Annotated in this window: 10 protein-coding genes, 2 pseudogenes and 1 riboswitch; of the genes and pseudogenes, 1 reads left to right on the top strand and 11 read right to left on the bottom strand. The window is 28.1% G+C overall.

Annotation, left to right across the window (positions count from 1 at the left end; all coding sequences use genetic code 11):
• Positions 1 to 397 precede the first annotated feature (397 nt).
• Positions 398 to 994, top strand: a pseudogene (locus BM027_RS19000) (DUF2238 domain-containing protein).
• Between the two features lie 209 nt (positions 995 to 1,203).
• Here the strand turns inward: BM027_RS19000 and BM027_RS18010 are convergent.
• The 11 genes and pseudogenes from BM027_RS18010 to BM027_RS12905 form a co-directional block, all read right to left on the bottom strand.
• Positions 1,204 to 1,305: pseudogene (locus BM027_RS18010) on the bottom strand (sulfide/dihydroorotate dehydrogenase-like FAD/NAD-binding protein); the annotation flags it as partial.
• A 249-nt stretch (positions 1,306 to 1,554) separates the two neighbouring features.
• Complete coding sequence (locus BM027_RS12950; protein ID WP_090092567.1) at positions 1,555 to 2,721, bottom strand: iron-containing alcohol dehydrogenase; 1,167 nt, start codon at positions 2,719 to 2,721, stop codon at positions 1,555 to 1,557.
• Between the two features lie 231 nt (positions 2,722 to 2,952).
• A complete protein-coding gene (locus BM027_RS12945) occupies positions 2,953 to 4,863 on the bottom strand; it encodes a sigma-54-dependent Fis family transcriptional regulator (protein WP_090092565.1) in 1,911 nt (636 codons plus the stop codon).
• A gap of 764 nt (positions 4,864 to 5,627) precedes the next feature.
• The gene (locus BM027_RS12940) at positions 5,628 to 6,524 is read right to left on the bottom strand and encodes an N-acetylmuramoyl-L-alanine amidase (protein WP_090092562.1); all 897 of its coding nucleotides are present in this window, start codon (positions 6,522 to 6,524) and stop codon (positions 5,628 to 5,630) included.
• A 328-nt stretch (positions 6,525 to 6,852) separates the two neighbouring features.
• Positions 6,853 to 8,856, bottom strand: a complete 2,004-nt coding sequence (locus BM027_RS12935) for an oxidoreductase (protein ID WP_090092561.1) — start codon at positions 8,854 to 8,856, stop codon at positions 6,853 to 6,855.
• A gap of 704 nt (positions 8,857 to 9,560) precedes the next feature.
• Entirely contained in the window at positions 9,561 to 11,228 is a 1,668-nt protein-coding gene (locus BM027_RS12930) for a family 14 glycosylhydrolase (protein ID WP_090092559.1), read from the bottom strand.
• A 647-nt stretch (positions 11,229 to 11,875) separates the two neighbouring features.
• Positions 11,876 to 12,844 (bottom strand): hypothetical protein, encoded by a 969-nt coding sequence (locus tag BM027_RS12925; protein WP_175559989.1) that lies wholly within the window; start codon positions 12,842 to 12,844, stop codon positions 11,876 to 11,878.
• A gap of 132 nt (positions 12,845 to 12,976) precedes the next feature.
• Complete coding sequence (locus tag BM027_RS12920; RefSeq protein ID WP_090092552.1) at positions 12,977 to 13,585, bottom strand: HD domain-containing protein; 609 nt, start codon at positions 13,583 to 13,585, stop codon at positions 12,977 to 12,979.
• A gap of 587 nt (positions 13,586 to 14,172) precedes the next feature.
• A complete protein-coding gene (locus BM027_RS12915; protein ID WP_090092549.1) occupies positions 14,173 to 14,862 on the bottom strand; it encodes a radical SAM protein in 690 nt (229 codons plus the stop codon).
• Positions 14,863 to 14,928: 66 nt separating this feature from the next.
• Entirely contained in the window at positions 14,929 to 15,492 is a 564-nt protein-coding gene (locus BM027_RS12910) for an ECF transporter S component (RefSeq protein ID WP_090092542.1), read from the bottom strand.
• Positions 15,493 to 15,768: 276 nt separating this feature from the next.
• The gene (locus tag BM027_RS12905; RefSeq protein ID WP_090092540.1) at positions 15,769 to 16,770 is read right to left on the bottom strand and encodes a nucleoside hydrolase; all 1,002 of its coding nucleotides are present in this window, start codon (positions 16,768 to 16,770) and stop codon (positions 15,769 to 15,771) included.
• Between the two features lie 364 nt (positions 16,771 to 17,134).
• Positions 17,135 to 17,179, bottom strand: a riboswitch (PreQ1 riboswitch).
• Between the last annotated feature and the right edge of the window lie 13 nt (positions 17,180 to 17,192).

The raw sequence follows: 17,192 nt of genomic DNA, 5'->3' as shown, positions 1-17,192 counted from the left end.
GCACACGATATGACACAAAATAAATTAGTATACTGATTTGTTATTTTTTGAATATGTCTTAAACTTGATAAAAAAGATATCCTATTTAGATTATTATTTAATAATATTATATTTATAATTTAACTTCCTACAATTACTATAATAATAACATTAATAGACAAATTTCGATAACCATATATTTACTATTTAGTTGATATTCAATGAATATTATAGTAAATAAAGAATTTAATAGATTTTAGAGCTGTCTCTGAAGTTCATATGACTAAGAACTGATATTGCTGTTAATTATATTTTTTATAAAAGAAGGAAAAGATACAACTAAGTAAATAACAAATTTCTTATACAACTATACTTGTTTCTTTATAAATACAAATATCTAGAAAGGACTAGATTTTTAATGAATAATAAAAATAGTAAGATAGATATTGGAATAACAGTATTATTTGAAATAATCTTAATAACTAACGCTATTCTTAGTATTACATCAAGACAATGGAAGAATTTAGCTTTGTCACTCCTGGCTATTGTATGTATTATACTTCCTTTTATAATTACCCATATTGCTAATATAAAGAACTTAGTGCTACCTTCTAGTTTTAACTTAATATCATTATTATTTATTTTCCTTACATTATACTTTGGGGAAATCAAGAATTTTTATTCTATCTTTTGGTGGTGGGATTTACTTCTTCACGCTATATTTGGTAGCTATGCAGTTCTTATTGCATTACATTTAATACAAGGAATTATTGCAAAGGAAAAGAAAGTAACTAAACAGTGATTTACTATTTTCACTTTAATTTTTGCATTTAATTTTTCAATTACTTTAGGCACCATATAGGAAATATTTGAGTTTTTAGGAGATTATCTATTTAAAATAAATATGCTACAGAGTGGGCTTGAAGACACATTAACAGATCTTCTTATAAAAATTATATCTGCTTTTATTACTTCAATAATATGTTATTATCGTAAATTGAGGAAGCAAAAATAATAGCAACAGTTTCTTGGGCTTATGCCAATATATTGAACATAATAAGTTGAATGTTTTGTGTGAAATTCTCACATCCACTTAGGCTAGATATTAATAATAACAAATACCTATTCAAAGTCATAATGATTTATTTGTTTTTTACAATTTTTATTTACTCAACAACCTATTTAGCATAAAAAACGCACAATAATTAAAACTATTGCGCGTTATAATAATTGATCTGGTTTTGCAGATTTAGCAACTCTTGGTGCTTCTATATCTATTAAAAATATATTATTTGTAAGTTCTCTTTTACTAACTATCTTGTACATCTGGGTACCGCCTGTATTTTTTCTTACTTTGAAAAGTAGGCTATGTTTTAAAACCATGTTGATATTTTTACATATTATGCCTAAATATTTTCACAATAACAAAAGCTCTCTAAGCGAGAGCCATTGTTTAAGATTTTAAATTATACTGATATTGTTCAGTGTGCTAAAGAATTCCACTTAAGAACATCTAAATGTAACAATATCAACACTATATTAAAACAGAGCTAAATTTTATTGCTTTATATTATATTATAAATTAACCTTAGTTCCATAGTATGTGCATTCAAATAATTTTTCCATTGCCTTATCATCTATTTCTCTAGGATTTGATCCTGTACAAGCGTCTAATACTGCATTATGAGCAATAAATGTAAGATTAGCTTTAAAATCAGCTTCTTCAATTCCATATTCTTTCATTGAATGAGGGATACTTAATTTATCATTGTATTCATTAATCATTTTAATTAATGAATCAGTTAATTCTGCATCTGTATTTCCTTCTAATTTTAATGCTCTAGCTATATCAGCATATCTATCTTCACAGTTTACTCTATTATATTCAATTACATATGGTAAGAAGATTGCATTAGCACATCCATGAGGTATGTGGAATACAGCACCTACTTTATGAGCCATTGAGTGAACTATTCCAAGTAATGCATTTGAAAACGCCATTCCAGCTAAACATTGAGCTTCATGCATTAAGTTTCTAGCTTCCTTATCTCCTTCATATGATTTTATTAAAGTTTCTTTAATCATTTCTATTGCTTTAATAGCTAATGGATCTGAAAAATTTGATCTTAATGATGCAGTGTATGCTTCTATAGCATGAGTTAATGCATCCATTCCAGTATGAGCTACTAATTTAGCAGGCATAGTTTGAGCTAAAGCTGGATCAACTATAGCCACATCTGGAGTTAAATTAAAGTCAGCTAAAGGATACTTTATTTTTTCTGAATAATTTGTTATTACTGAGAATGCTGTAACTTCTGTAGCAGTACCACTTGTTGATGGAATAGCTACAAATTTAGCTTTTTGTCTAAGTTCTGGTAATCCAAATGGAACAACTGCTTGTTCAAAAGTAAAATCTGGGTATTCATAGAATATCCACATAGCCTTTGCTGCATCTATTGGTGATCCTCCACCCATCGCAACTATCCAATCTGGCTGGAAGTTTCTCATAGCTTCTGCACCCTTCATTACTGTTTCTACTGATGGGTCTGGTTCTACGCCTTCAAATAATTCTACTTCCATTCCTGCTTCTTTTAAATAATCCTCAACTTGTTTAAGAAAACCAAATCTTTTCATTGATCCACCGCCAACTACTACAAATGCTTTCTTACCCTTTAAAGTTTTAAGCGCTTCTAAAGATCCTTCTCCATGATATAAATCTCTTGGTAATGTAAAACGTGCCATATTCAATTCCTCCTAAAATTTATTCGTTTGTTATTAAATTCACAAACATTATTAAACTCATGAATATATTAAAGCAAGAAGCATGCCAAATTATTTTTATTCTATCAATCTCTTTATTTTAGGCACCTGAATGAAAATAACAAATATATAAAACTTTTAACCATAAATTAATGTCCTAAAATCACACATTTATTCAAATTAGCATGTATGATTTTAGGACACAGTGCAATTTTAGGACTCTTCTACACTATATTTCTTTATTTTTAAATATAAGGTATTTCTGCTTATTCCTAAAGCCTTAGCTACTTTAGTCATATTATGCTTATATGACTTTATAGCTTCTTTAATTGTTTTACTTTCTAATTGTTCTAAATTAAAATTATCTTTTTCAACTTCATAATTTTCACAATAGCTCTTTTCTATCATTTCCTTATGGATTACTTCACTTATTTTCTCATCACCATCTTCCCATAAATCAAATGATAAATTCCCATCTAAGTTAACTATATTTTCTATGTAATTTTCTAATTGTCTAATATTCCCTGGCCAATTATATGATAATAAGCTGTTGTATAAATCTTGTCTAATCCCTGGTATCGGCTTATTTAACTTAAACGATTTTATTCTTAAAAAATATTCTATAAGTTTTTCTATGTCACCTTTTCTCTCCCTTAAAGGTGGTAATGTTATTGGAATAACACATAATCTATAATATAAATCTTCTCTAAAATTTCCTTTTTTAACTTCATTTTTTAAGTTTTTGTTTGTAGCTGCAATTACTCTAACGTCTATAGAAATCTCTGTACTTCCCCCTAGTCTTGTTACCCTACTCTCCTGAAGTACTCTTAATAAATTAACTTGCATATCTAGTGGCATTTCTCCTATCTCATCTAAAAATAAAGTTCCACCACTCGCAATTTCAAACTTTCCTGGTTTTCCACCTTTTTTTCCACCAGTAAATGTACCATCTTCATATCCAAACAATTCACTTTCTATTATATTAGCAGGTATTGCTCCACAATTTATTGCTACAAATTTATTACCTCTTCTTAAACTATAATTATGCATAGCTTGCGCTAGAACTTCCTTTCCTGTCCCACTTTCTCCTTGAATTAAAATAGTGGATGGGCTATTAGAAATAATTTTACTGTTTGTTATTACATTAACAATAGCTGCACTTTCTCCTATAATATCATTAAAAGTCAAAAAAGCTCCAGTTGCATCTTTTACATCTTTTTCTTCCTTTTCATTACTCATAGTTACAACCATTCCAACTATCTTTTCTTTATGCCTAATTCCCTTAAAAACTAATTTAGTCTTGTATCTGCTTGTGTGTCTAAGTTTAACTTCTTTAATAATAGTACTTTTATCTGTATCCAATTCTTCTAATATATTACCTAAATTAGGTAATATATAATGTATTTCTTCTTTTAACAAAACATCTTTATCTCTATTAAATATTTCTGCTCCAAATTTATTAATATTAGTTATTTTTCCTTCTTTATTTACAATCATAATACCTTTATCTAAATTTTCTATAACACTTTCCATATAATTATAAGTTTCATTCAAGATGTTATTTATTTTTTTCTTATCCAATTCATTCTCAATTGCTTTTACTCCAAAAACTACCAATCCCAATGTATGTGGATGTTTCATATTGCTTCTACCACTTAAATTTAAAGTTCCTATAATCTCTCCACTAGTATTATGAATAGGTGCTGCTGAACAAGTTAGCCCTTGAAGTCCTACTATATAATGCTCATTAGCAGTTATTTGAACGCACTTATCTTCCTTAATAGCAGTTCCCATAGCATTAGTCCCTATATTTTGTTCATCCATATACGCTCCAACCTTAAGATTGATACAGTCTAGTTTACTGGCATTTTCTTCTGCTCCTTTAATATATAAAATACATCCATTGTTATCTGTTAATACTATAATAAACTCGTTATCCATAACAGCAGAAAAAACCATATCAATATATAATTTAGATACTTCTATTAAGTCTTTATTATTAATTAATATCTTTTCTAATTCTTCTCCAAAAAGAATCTTTTTAGAATAACTTGATTTTTTCTCAACTCCATAGCTTTCACTTCTCTTATGCGAGTTCTCAATTAATATTCTTTTACTTTCCATAGGACATCCCATCCTTTTTTATAGTTAAAAATCTTTCTAATCTCATCCACTTCAACTTCCTTTTAAATATCAAACATTCTACCATGTCTTATTTTTATACAAATTTCATATCTATTATTTTTTATAGGATAAAAATTCTTATGCTTGCTGATCATAATATAATACTTTTCATTGTGAAATTATTAAAGCACTTTTGCACTATTATAGTTATTAATATCTTATCATACAAATTCAGCATGGAATATTTAATTTAATTTATTAGTAATTATAAACTTAATATTCCTTATATACATTATTCTAATTTTTTTAGTTACTATAAATATCAATGGAATCTAAAAAAGTGGGTGTCTCATAATACAAATCATTTAATAATATGATGTATATTTTAAAAAAATAGAAATAACATTTGTGGAAGAAGCATTGAAAAATAAGCTTAGAGTTTCTTCATTTGAAGTTGTTCCATAAATGATTGTCCTAATGCATATTAGGAGCAATCTTTTATGGGTACAACTTTAAATGTTAGAAAGCCTTAGCGAAATTTTTCTAGTCTTCTTTAATAAATGTTATTTCTATTTCTTTGTTATTACTTCACTTGATAATTTTGAGATAGACCCTTACTAATTCAGCATAGTCTTTAAAATTAATCTTAATAAATAATACATTTTAATGTGTTTACTACCATTTTAATTTAGTTATATTATTATCTTATATAATTATGATTTTACTCTAAATAATTTAAATATAATTATGATTCAAGCATAAAATTACTTAACCCATGCTCCACTTTCATCAACTCTATATCCATCAAGAGTAACGCAATTACAATGCATTTGACCATGTTCATTAAATGAATAACAACCACTATCTATCCAAAGCCATAATGGCTTATCCTTAGTCCCTCTTACCATTTTGCAACTATGATCTAAGTAATACCAAAATTTATCACTACTATCATAATACCATGCAGATTCTAATGCATATCCATTTGAATCAAAGATATACCAATCTCCATCTATATTCTTCCAATCATTTTGTGATGTGTAATAATATTTATTAGTAACATCTGTACAATACCACCATCCAATATTATTTTTATTCCAACCTAACTTCAACACATTGTCACTTGAATTTTCAATACCCACTAATCCATTAACAATAGCCCTTGCAATTATTTCTGCATCATACTTATCAGCATCTGAGCTATCTGCAAATAAACACTCTACAAGTATTGCTGGCATGCTAGTTTTATTAAGAACAATAAAACTTTGTATCTTTACACCTCTATTAGTTAAATTCAAACTTGTAGCCAAAGAATTACTCACCTTTGTTGCATATTGATTTGCCAAAGCTGATTTTCCAGTAACACATACTTCAGGGCCAGTTCCTCCCCCTGCATTAATATGAATCTCCACATACAATTCTACATTTGAATTTTTTGCTATATCATTAGCTTTATTTGCTCTTATATAACAATCTTTATACTTATAACTGTTACTCTCATCCACCCTCAATAAATTAACAACATGACCTTTTTCCTCTAAATACTGAGCGACTAAAGCTCCTATTTCCCTAGTACAATTACTTTCATCAAGCCTTGAAACTACACCACACCCAGTATTACCACTAGCAGTATGACCTACAGCTATTACAAAATTACTCATTTTTCATACACCTTCCTTTTCATATTTTTACATATAAGATATATGGCTTTAACTTATATATACTAAATATGTGTTACTTTACTTCTATTTAAAAGAAGAGTGTTATCGAAAAAAATTCTTCATTATATAAGTATATGCAATAATACAACTAAATGTACAACATTTAGTTAAAACATAGCCAAATAAAAAGACAATTAATGGAGATATTTATTATCCACTAATTGTCCTTAAAATTTATGAATAGGCCTTACTGTTTAAGTGTAGCAATAGAAGTACCCACGCTCTATTGTTTATTAACTTTTTTCCTCAATTCATAAAAAAATTCACTTTATATATTTCTTGCTACTTCATAAGCATCCCATACAGCATTTAATATATTAGCTGCTTTTCTTGCATCACCTATTAAATAAAGTTCTGGAACTTTATCTCTAAGCTTATCATAAAGTTTAGTATCTGAAGCATAGCCAACTGCTAAAACAACATTTTCTGCATCAACCTCTGATTTCTTATGTTTATTATCTGCTACTACTATGCTCTTTTCTTTTATTTCATACACGTATTTGTTTGTCAAAACTTTTACTTTATGCATTTTCAAAAGATCTATAAGCATTATTCTATTAGCATGAGGAACTGGATTTCCTGCAATCATTAAATCCTCTAAAGATTCTAATATTGTTACTTCTTTACCTTGTTTAGCTAACCACAAAGCTGTTTCACAACCTACTAAGCCACCTCCTATAACAGTAACTTTATTATTCTTAACTGACTTTTCTCCTAAAAGAACTTCAGTAGCAGTTGCTACATTATCTCTATCTACTCCTTCAACATTTAATACAATTGAAGTTGAACCTGTTGCAGCTATTATAACTTCTGGTTTTTCCTTGTCTATTAATTCTTCAGTAACTTCTACTCCAAATTTGATATCAACATTTAATTCTTTTAACTCATTTTTATACCAATCCAATAAACGTCTATCATCTTCCTTAAAATCTGGAACACCTCCTGCAATAATGTGTCCTCCTAATTTATCAGTTTTTTCGTAAATAGTTACTTTATGACCTCTTATTGCTGCAACTCTAGCTGCTTCCATACCAGCAATTCCGCCACCAACTACCATAACATTTTTAGTTTTCAAAGCTGGTTTAAGAGCATATTGTTCTTCATGTCCTGTACTAGGATTTACTGCACAAGATATTGATTTTCCAGCAAAAATTCTTCCCAAACATGCTACTTGACATCCAATACATGGACGTATTCTTTCATTTTGACCTGCAAGAACCTTCTTAGGCCAATACGGATCAGCTAAAAGTTCTCTTCCGAGCTCTACCATATCAGCTTTATTTTCTTCTAATGCTTTTTCTGCAAGTTCTGGAATCTCCATTCTTCCAGCAACTAGCACTGGAACTTTAACCACTTTTTTAAGTTTTTCAGTTAATGATAAATAACATCCGTGCTTTTGATAAACAGGTGGATGAGCCCAATACCAAGCATCATATGTTCCACCATCAGCATTAAATTCGTCATATCCAGCTTCCTCTAAAATTTTAGCGGATTCAAGACCTTCTTCAAGATCTCTTCCAAGTTCTTTAAATTCTTCTTCTGGAAGTCCTCCTTGACACCAATCTTTTATAAAACTTTTTATACTATATCTAACTCCAACTGGGAAGTCTTGTCCAACTCTATTTTTTATTTCTTTTAATATCTCTATTGGTAATGTTAATCTTTCTTTTGAATTACCACCAAATTTATCAGTTCTTCTATTAAACAATGAAATAGTAAATTGATCTAATAAATATCCTTCATGAACTGCATGTACTTCTATTCCATCAAAGCCTGACTCTACAGCTATTTCAGCTGTATCTCCAAATTTTTTAATTATTGTTTCTACTTCATTTGTAGTAAGTTCTCTACAAGTTACACTTGGGTCCCAATAATTTGGTATTGCAGATGGTGCTACTGGCTGTCCATCAACAATTTTAGGATTGGCAGATCTTCCAAGTCCCATTGTTACTTGAAGGAATATTTTAGAACCATAAGCATGTACTCTTTCAGTTAACTCAGTTGCCACTTGAGCAAAATGTATAGGATTTGTTGTTGCACAAGGGAAGATAGGCATTTTAAGTTTTTCAATTTCATTTTCTGCCTTAACAATACCTGTTATTATAAGTCCTGTTCCACCTTTAGCTCTTTCAACATAATAATCTATTGCTCTTTGAGAAAAACATCCATCTGGAGTAACCAGTCCTACTGTTCCCATAGGTGCCATAGCAATCCTATTTTTAACCTCAACTTTTCCAATTTTAATTGGTTTAAAAATATTCTTTTTTTCCATACACTCACCCCATAATCTTAAATATTTGTTTACTAAATATTATCACTAATTACATTTATTGTAAAGCATTTCATTTGACAAAATATTGTAATATATTCTTCAATAAATTCATATTATCTGCACATTCTTCTAAACTAATTTTTCTATTTAATTTTTTTATTTAATTAATTCATAAAAATTAAAGTATCCAAGTCACTTTATAAATTTGTATTTCCCTTATATATAATAAAAAGTGTGGAAATTATAAAAATAACTAATCGATAATCATGACTATTTAGCATTTAAATAATTTGTATAAGATTTAAACATGAAAATTAAACCTAAAATAAATACCTATTAAGAAACAATAACAATTTTGCATTATTAAAGGCAATAAACATTGACGATAAAATATTTTAAAATAGTGTTGATATTTTAATATAAAGGCGAAATGGCATTGGAATTTGCTTTGTAGAACTCTTAAGTAAGAGTCCAAATTTTATATTTGGTATCTCGAACTTACTCAGCGAACGAATGTGAGTCGAGTTTCATTAAATCTTAGTACTATTAATTGCTTGTCACAATCTTTGATTGGGAGCATGCATTAATAGGACTAAGATTTATTTTAGAGTTCTTAAAGTGAATTCCACTGTCCATAAGCTTTATATTACAATATTAACATCCACTTAAAACATTAATGTAAAATGTTTATTGCCTTTTCATAGCTATTTGTTAAAATTCCAGGTATAAGAGCCTCCTCCTGTAGGAACAGTATAAGACTGATTATTACCACTTTCCCAGGTTACGTTTCCGCTAGCATCTTTTTTTATTGCTTTAAATTCATAGTTACGGCCTTCAGCAAGATATACTGTTGCTGTTGCTTTTCCACCTTTATAAGTAAGTTGTGAAGGATATAGTCCAGTGGTCCAATTAGCCATCTCCCATCCATTTCCTACTATATATATTTTTTCTCCATCTTTTACATTAACATTATTTAGTGTAAATGTAACAGGAACAGGCTTCTTTACTAAAATATCTGCAAAAGAATTAAGTTCTGAATTTGTTGGGTCATCACTTTTTAAAAGATCTCCAAATCTTAAAAGTGTAAATCCTGAAAAATCATAATTATATAACATTTCAGCACAATTTTGATATGATTGATTATTATTTGAAATAGTTAATGCATTTTCTCCAAATATTTTTATACCTTTTGATTTAGCTAAATTTGCAACGTTTATAACAAGGCTTTTTGGTGCTGAATAATTAGGTTTAGTATAAGCATTTGAGTCATCCATTTCAAGACATGTAAAAGTTAAATCTATATCTGATGCCTTAAATTGATCAAGTAAAGTATTATAATTGTAATAACCTGCACAATACTCTGTTGAATGTGGCATGCTAGGGCTATTTATCAACCAATGTACCCCAGATACTTTTGCACCTATTCTAGCATTAAAAACTGAATCAAAATGTTCATGTGCTTTAGACGCTATATTGGATAAGTGTTTTTCAATTACTTTTTGATACCAAGTTAAAAAATCTTTACCATATTTTGATTTATAACCATTTATAAAGAAATTATCTCCATCTGTTGGAGGAGTAATTTGGGTAAAGCTTGTTAAATTTGTATTCCATTCACTATTAAGTTTAGAAATATTATTATACTTAGTCTCCATAGCATTTTGAAAATCTGATATAGCTGCTTTACTGTAACATTGTAATTCTCCACGTTCAGGATAGTTCCATCCTAATGGTTTGTTATAAGAAGGAAATCTTAATTCACCAGAAGCACCACCTGAAAGATAAATTTTAGCTATAATATCTTTATATTGACTAAAGTTTGATGCAAATGAAGCATAAAGTTCATCATATTGCTTATCAATATCAGACCACCATGGGCTAAGACACTCCTTGTCCCACTTTCCTTTTTCATTTTTAAACTGCATATTATCAGCAGTATCTTTTGTCCATAACCATGAAGGTAGAGGTATATTTATTTCTTTATCTGAATTTGAATCACTATTGTTTACATTACCGCCACATTGATGTGTTGATAAAATAGGAACCCATTTTAATCCTGAAGCACGAACAGTCTCTGCATAAGTTTTATAATAACTCCAGTCAAATTGATTATCACCTTTACTTTCAACATCACCCCACCACACATCTGTGGTAATAGCATAAACTCCTTTATTCTTAAGAGTTATTAACTGCTTCTTGAATGTATTCCAATCTGTTATTTTTCCTAGTGGTGCCATTACATTTGCTTTATAATCTCTTTGAATAGATGATGCATATGTTGCACTCCCTGAAGACAAAATTAAAGTAAAAGATAATAGTAAAGCTAAAGCAAATCCCAGACATTTTTTTAATGGTTTATTTAAATATTTCATTTTCTTATCCCCCTTTTAATATTTTTTATATGAGCTAGTTAATAATACGCCCCTCCTTTCCTATTAATGTAATTGATATTGAACTAAAACTTTTATTAAATATATGTAACAATATCAACACAGTTTTAAACTTTGACTTAATTTATAAGACTTTATTAGATAAGAGAATACTCTACTTAAATGTTATTTATTTAATGTTAAAGATAAATTTGCACTATTTAAAAATATCCTTTATAATTTCATGCAAACGATTGCACAAAATAGCAAAAAAATATAACTGTTGTTAATTGCTTTTTATATCTTTAAATAAATTTTGTATGTTGAATTTAATTACATAAAACTTTTTTCAACACATTATTATAATTAGTAAATTCTATTCTGGATATTTATGTTATATTTAGGTATAAATTAATAATATACCTGAATATAACAGTTTTCAAGATGTAATATGAAATTTTTTCATTAAAAGTATAACTTTATATTTATTTTATGTTATTTGGTATTTTAAACTAAGGCTATGTTTTAAAAGAGTGTTGATATTGTTATATAACATAAGACCATGAATCGTAGGCTCTACTACATTCATAGTCTTATGTTTTCATATCCTGTTTAAGCAATATACTATATGCAGTTTACTTATAAGAATATTATTTATTTATAGTTACATCGAAAATTTGATCAACTGGAATATCTATTCCAGATTCACCTGAAGTTGGCTCAATCTTAACTATATCTCTTCCATATGAATTCATTAATTTTTCTAATTTACTTGTTGCATCTTTAAATGCACTAGGGTCTACCTTGTAATTTTCTACTAACTGATATCTTAAAATCACTTTATCTTCATTGCAAGGATTGTATGCTATATTTGTAGTGCTTTCAAAGCTTGACTTAATTTCACTACTATTTTTGAAAGTTTTTGATCTAGTTGCATTTACATCAGTATTTATTTTAGCTAGTGTTTTAGCTGATGCATATTTTATATCAATTCCCGCACTTGCACTTGATTCTGTTATGAATTTTAGTCCTAATGTTAATCCCATATCTAACTCTTCACTCTTAGTTATCCCTGCAGTATATCTTTTGTTAATAGTATGGCTTGAACCTGCTGGAAGATCTATAGTATCTATAAGTTTCCAGCTTGTTGTTCTTTCAACTGCATTGTCATGATAAAGGAATGCCATTTTAAATATAGTATCTTCTCTATAGAAATCTTTATCTAAAATCTCTTTCATAGCTATATCTGTTACTTTTTTATCTGAGAAGTTGTCCTTATTTATAACAAAGCCATTATTTAATATAATAGAGAAATCTCCATCTCTTAAAGATAGCTTATTTTCTACAAAATAACTAAACGCTCTTTTTAATGCTAATTCAGCATAATTAAATTTTCCTTGTTTGGATTTAGTTGCATCTAATTTTACATCTACATACAACCACGGATTAACACCCTTAATTTCTTTATCAATGTTAATTTGTGATTTTATTTTTCCATCAACAACTGCTAATTGTTTTGTTGGTATAGTAATATCTCTGTTATATGCAGCCTTTGCCATTGTTATTGGAGTGATTGACATTAAAACTGCTAGTCCCACTAAAATTATTATTTTCTTCATAATAACACCATCTTTCGTAAAATATTAATACTTGTCTATAATTTGTTAATATTTTATTTGTAAGTTTATTATATCAAAATAATTATAATTTTAACACCAATTCCAAAAGTACTATTTCAATTAATTAAAATATTATGCAAAAGTATTTTCTTTAACATTTGGAAGCACATCATAAATATAGCACTTCATTTTCTTTTCAAAATAATCTTTTATTTCCATTATCTTTTTCCATCTTGCAACAGTATATTCATGTATACCATACCTACAAGTAACATCAACAAATCTTTTTTCAAGTAAACAAAATCCTGTAGGTAAAGCTAAAGCATCACCTAATTGTACTAATAAGTCATAATCATCATAAATAACTGAGTTTATAATGCTTCTAGCAAGTTCAAATTCTTCTTTTGTAACATCCCATTTTCCTATTGCTGAATGAATATCTTGTATCATAAATGAATGTGTAACACAAATTTTAGCAACGTCATCCCAACCTTTTTCCATACAATATTGATATCCAGCAATTGTATGACGTTCTGAGACTATCCCTACCCGTCTACCTATATCATGTAACAAACCTAAGATATATGCTTTATTGCTATCAAGATTTATGCAATGTTCTGCAATATTTTTGCAAGCTAACGCTACAAATTCAGAATGTTGTTTCCACAATCCTAGATTTAACTTTTCTGCCTGTTCAAGAACCTTTATAGCTGTATTTTTATTAGGATACTTCTTACACATAACAATACTCCCTTTTATAATAAAAATTAATAATTCTATATTATATTTATCCACGACTTCACAATATCATTTCTAAAAATTATATATTTTTTTAAATACTAAACTTTAAAAAATAATTTCTCTTAATATTCTAAAATAAAAAGACTTTAATATATATTATACTATATATTAAAGGCTCCATGTAAAAATATTCCTGTTGAATTAATACTAATGCTACACGTTGTGCTAGTTAATTTTTGTTAATAAACGACATTAAAGAAAATAAATTACACTAAGAAATAGGACAAATAATTGCGAAATAAACATTAGAAAATTGTGCTTAGTATTTCTTTATTTGAAGTTGTTCCAAAATTGTTTGTTCAGAGCCTGTCTTTGGAGCAAACTGTTTTGGGCACAACTCTAAATATTAGAAATACTTAGTATAATTTTCCTAGTTTATAGAGCAATATTTGTCCTATTTCTGATTTTTACAATTTTCACTAGCATAATGTATTAAAGCGCATGAAAGAAAATAACAGGTCCAAGATGTGATGTATATTGACTTGTTATTTTTTTGAATGTGCCTACTATAAGATATTATAGTCCTTCTAATCTCCAACACCAAAATCAGTATTTTCAAATAGTATTTCTACTTTTTGAACATCTTTTAAAAATTGATATTCTCTTTCAAACCAACTTATTAATTCTTCATCTCTTTTTATTTCAGTAGTATTTTCAGTAAATATGTTTACTGTTCCATAATCAAAATGATTTAATACTATATCTATATCTCTCTTGATCATCTCTTTTGTTTGTCCTTTTATTCCAACTAATAAACAAACTGATTTAAAATGTTCTTTTACTTCTTCATAAGTTTTAAAATTAGCATTTTTATTTAAAAACTTATTTCTAAAATCATTATCAAAACTTTCTACTCCAATTTTAAAGACTATTTCTATATTAAAAAAGTCTCTCATCTCTTGTAGTCTATTTTTATAACACCAATGGCTTTCTAAAAACATTTTTTTTATACCATTTTTATCTATAACTTGTTTTATCATTTTTAATGTTTCTTTTGTTAATTCAAAACAACTTCCTGAATTTATTACCTCTAAAGTTTTATATACACCTTTTACATTCTCTAGAACTTCAAAATTCAACTTGTTTATTTCTTCTTCTTTGGTAGAGTTATCATCTATATAATCACAAAAACTACATTTCCCCCAGACGCATGGAAGCCCCTTTAATAAAACAATCTCTCTTTTATTTTTTTCATTTATAATATTATATCTATCCATTTATCTCATTCCTAACTAAATTTATCTATTAGCTAATTTTATCAACACAATATGACTCAAAATAAACTAGCATACTGACTTGTTATTTCTTTGAATGTGCCTTAACGGAATTGTTTTTACTACTGTAAATACAACTCCAAAGCTAGTTGCCTTATCTAATAAATCTGTGAATATTTGAGTTGAAAATACAGCTGTTATAGTACTTATTCCTAAGTTCTTAAATATAACTACTAATATGCTTGAACCTGATGACGTAACCCCACCAAATACAAATGAAGCAATAATTGATGCTGTTATTGAACCTAAAATCGTAATAATTATAATTGCAAATATAGATTTAAAACCTTCAAATTTAGACTTCTTAAAAAACAATCCTGTGCTTACTCCTATAATTAATTGAACTGGTAAAAAATAAAATGACATTGGATCAAACATTGCTCCATTTACTATAGCTGTTAATATTCCCACTATTCCCCCATTTATTGGTCCTAATACTACTGCACTTAAAATTGTTCCTATTGTATCAATATATACAGGCAACTTTAAACTCAAAGCCAAAAAACCTCCAACAATATTAATAACTATTGATAATGACATAAACATCATAATACTTAAATTAAATTTTCTCATAACTTACCTCCTGAATTAATTTTCCTAGTTTATAGAGCAATATTTATCATATTTCTGGTTTACTATTACCAATATAAGATATTGCTACAAATTATTATCCTCAAAGAAATTTGATGAATAATTGCGTAGTAAGCATTGAAAAATCGTGCTTACAGTTTCATCGTTTTAAGTTGTTCCATTAGAGATTGTCAAAAGCTTGTCTTTGGAACAATCTCTAATGGGTGCAACTTAAAATGATAGAAACTGTTGCACTATTTTTCTAGTCTTACATAGTAATTACTTATCAAATTTCTGATTTTGATAACTGTATTTAGGGTTATTCAATACATTTAAAATATCTTTTTTATGTTCTGGAATTAATCTTGTTAAGAACATTTCCATAAATGCTTTTGAATTTACCTCTGTTAATACTAAACAGTTTGCTTCTTTTCTATAAAAATCTCCCTCATCTACTAAGCTCATGCCAATTGCTTTTCCTTCTGTAACTATATCAACATAATATTCTTCTCCACTGCAAATACTAGAATCTATAAAATAAGCTATTGCTAGTGGATCATTTATAACACATCCTAATGTTCTTTCTTGCGCCCAATGAAAATCAACATAAAATTTTGTTATTTTTACAATTAAATCTGCTAGTGGATGTTTAAATTGTTTTAACATTTCAATATAATTAGGTGTTAATACAATTTCTCTTGTTACATCTAATCCAACCATTGTAATATTTCTATGAAGTTCATTAAAAACTTTTTCTGCTGCATGGGGATCTACCCAAAAATTAAATTCAGCAACTTGTGAACAGTTTCCAAAGCTTTTAAATGCTCCTCCCATAACAACTAATTCTTTTAATTTTCTCATAGTTTCTTTATCTGTCTCTAAAGCCTTTGCTATATTAGTTAAAGGACCTATAGCAATTATAGATAATTCATCTTCTTCCCTTAATGATTTTAATATAAAATCTACTGCACCTTCCTTATAATTAACACCTTCTACCCTTGGTAAAAATGTTTCTCCAAGTCCATCTTCTCCATGAGTATCTTCAGCTGTAATAAGCTCTCTTTCTAAAGGGCTTCCATCTCCTATATACACAGGAATATCTAATCTTCCAATTTCCTTAAGTATCCTTAAAGCATTTTCTGCTCCTTTACTTGCATGTACATTTCCCGAAACAATTGTTAATCCTTTTACATCTAATTCATCTGACTTTAATGCAAGCATAATTGCCAATGAATCATCAATACCTGGATCACAATCTATTATTATTTTTTTCTTATCCACTAATATATCTCCTTAATAATATTTATAATATTCCACTAAATAAATAAAAAACGCTCTGAGTATTCATCTCAAAGCGTAGAAAATAAGTCATTTTAAAAAATTAGCTAAAATTGTATTATACTCATTTAAACATTGTTAAGTGAATGTCCAAAAGTGATGTTCCAAATCTTGTATTTGGCTAACAGAACTTTCTCCGTAAGCATTTTATATTTGGAAACACAAACTTACTCAGCGAATGAATATGAATCGAGTTTCCTATATCAAGTTCTTAGCCCACTTTACAATATATAACAATATCAGTATAGTTTTAAAATAACACCAAATAAAAAAGGGCGCAATTATAACCATGCGACCTATTAAATCTTATTTCCTAGTTTTTTATAGAGGGATGGTTACGAACCTCTACCACAATATTACTTAAT

It is taken from the genome of Clostridium uliginosum (assembly GCF_900112485.1).
In the GTDB taxonomy this organism is placed as follows: Bacteria; Bacillota; Clostridia; order Clostridiales; family Clostridiaceae; genus Clostridium; species Clostridium uliginosum.
The sequence above is the reverse complement of the archived record's forward strand: the minus strand, read 5'-3'. Positions and strand labels throughout refer to the sequence as shown.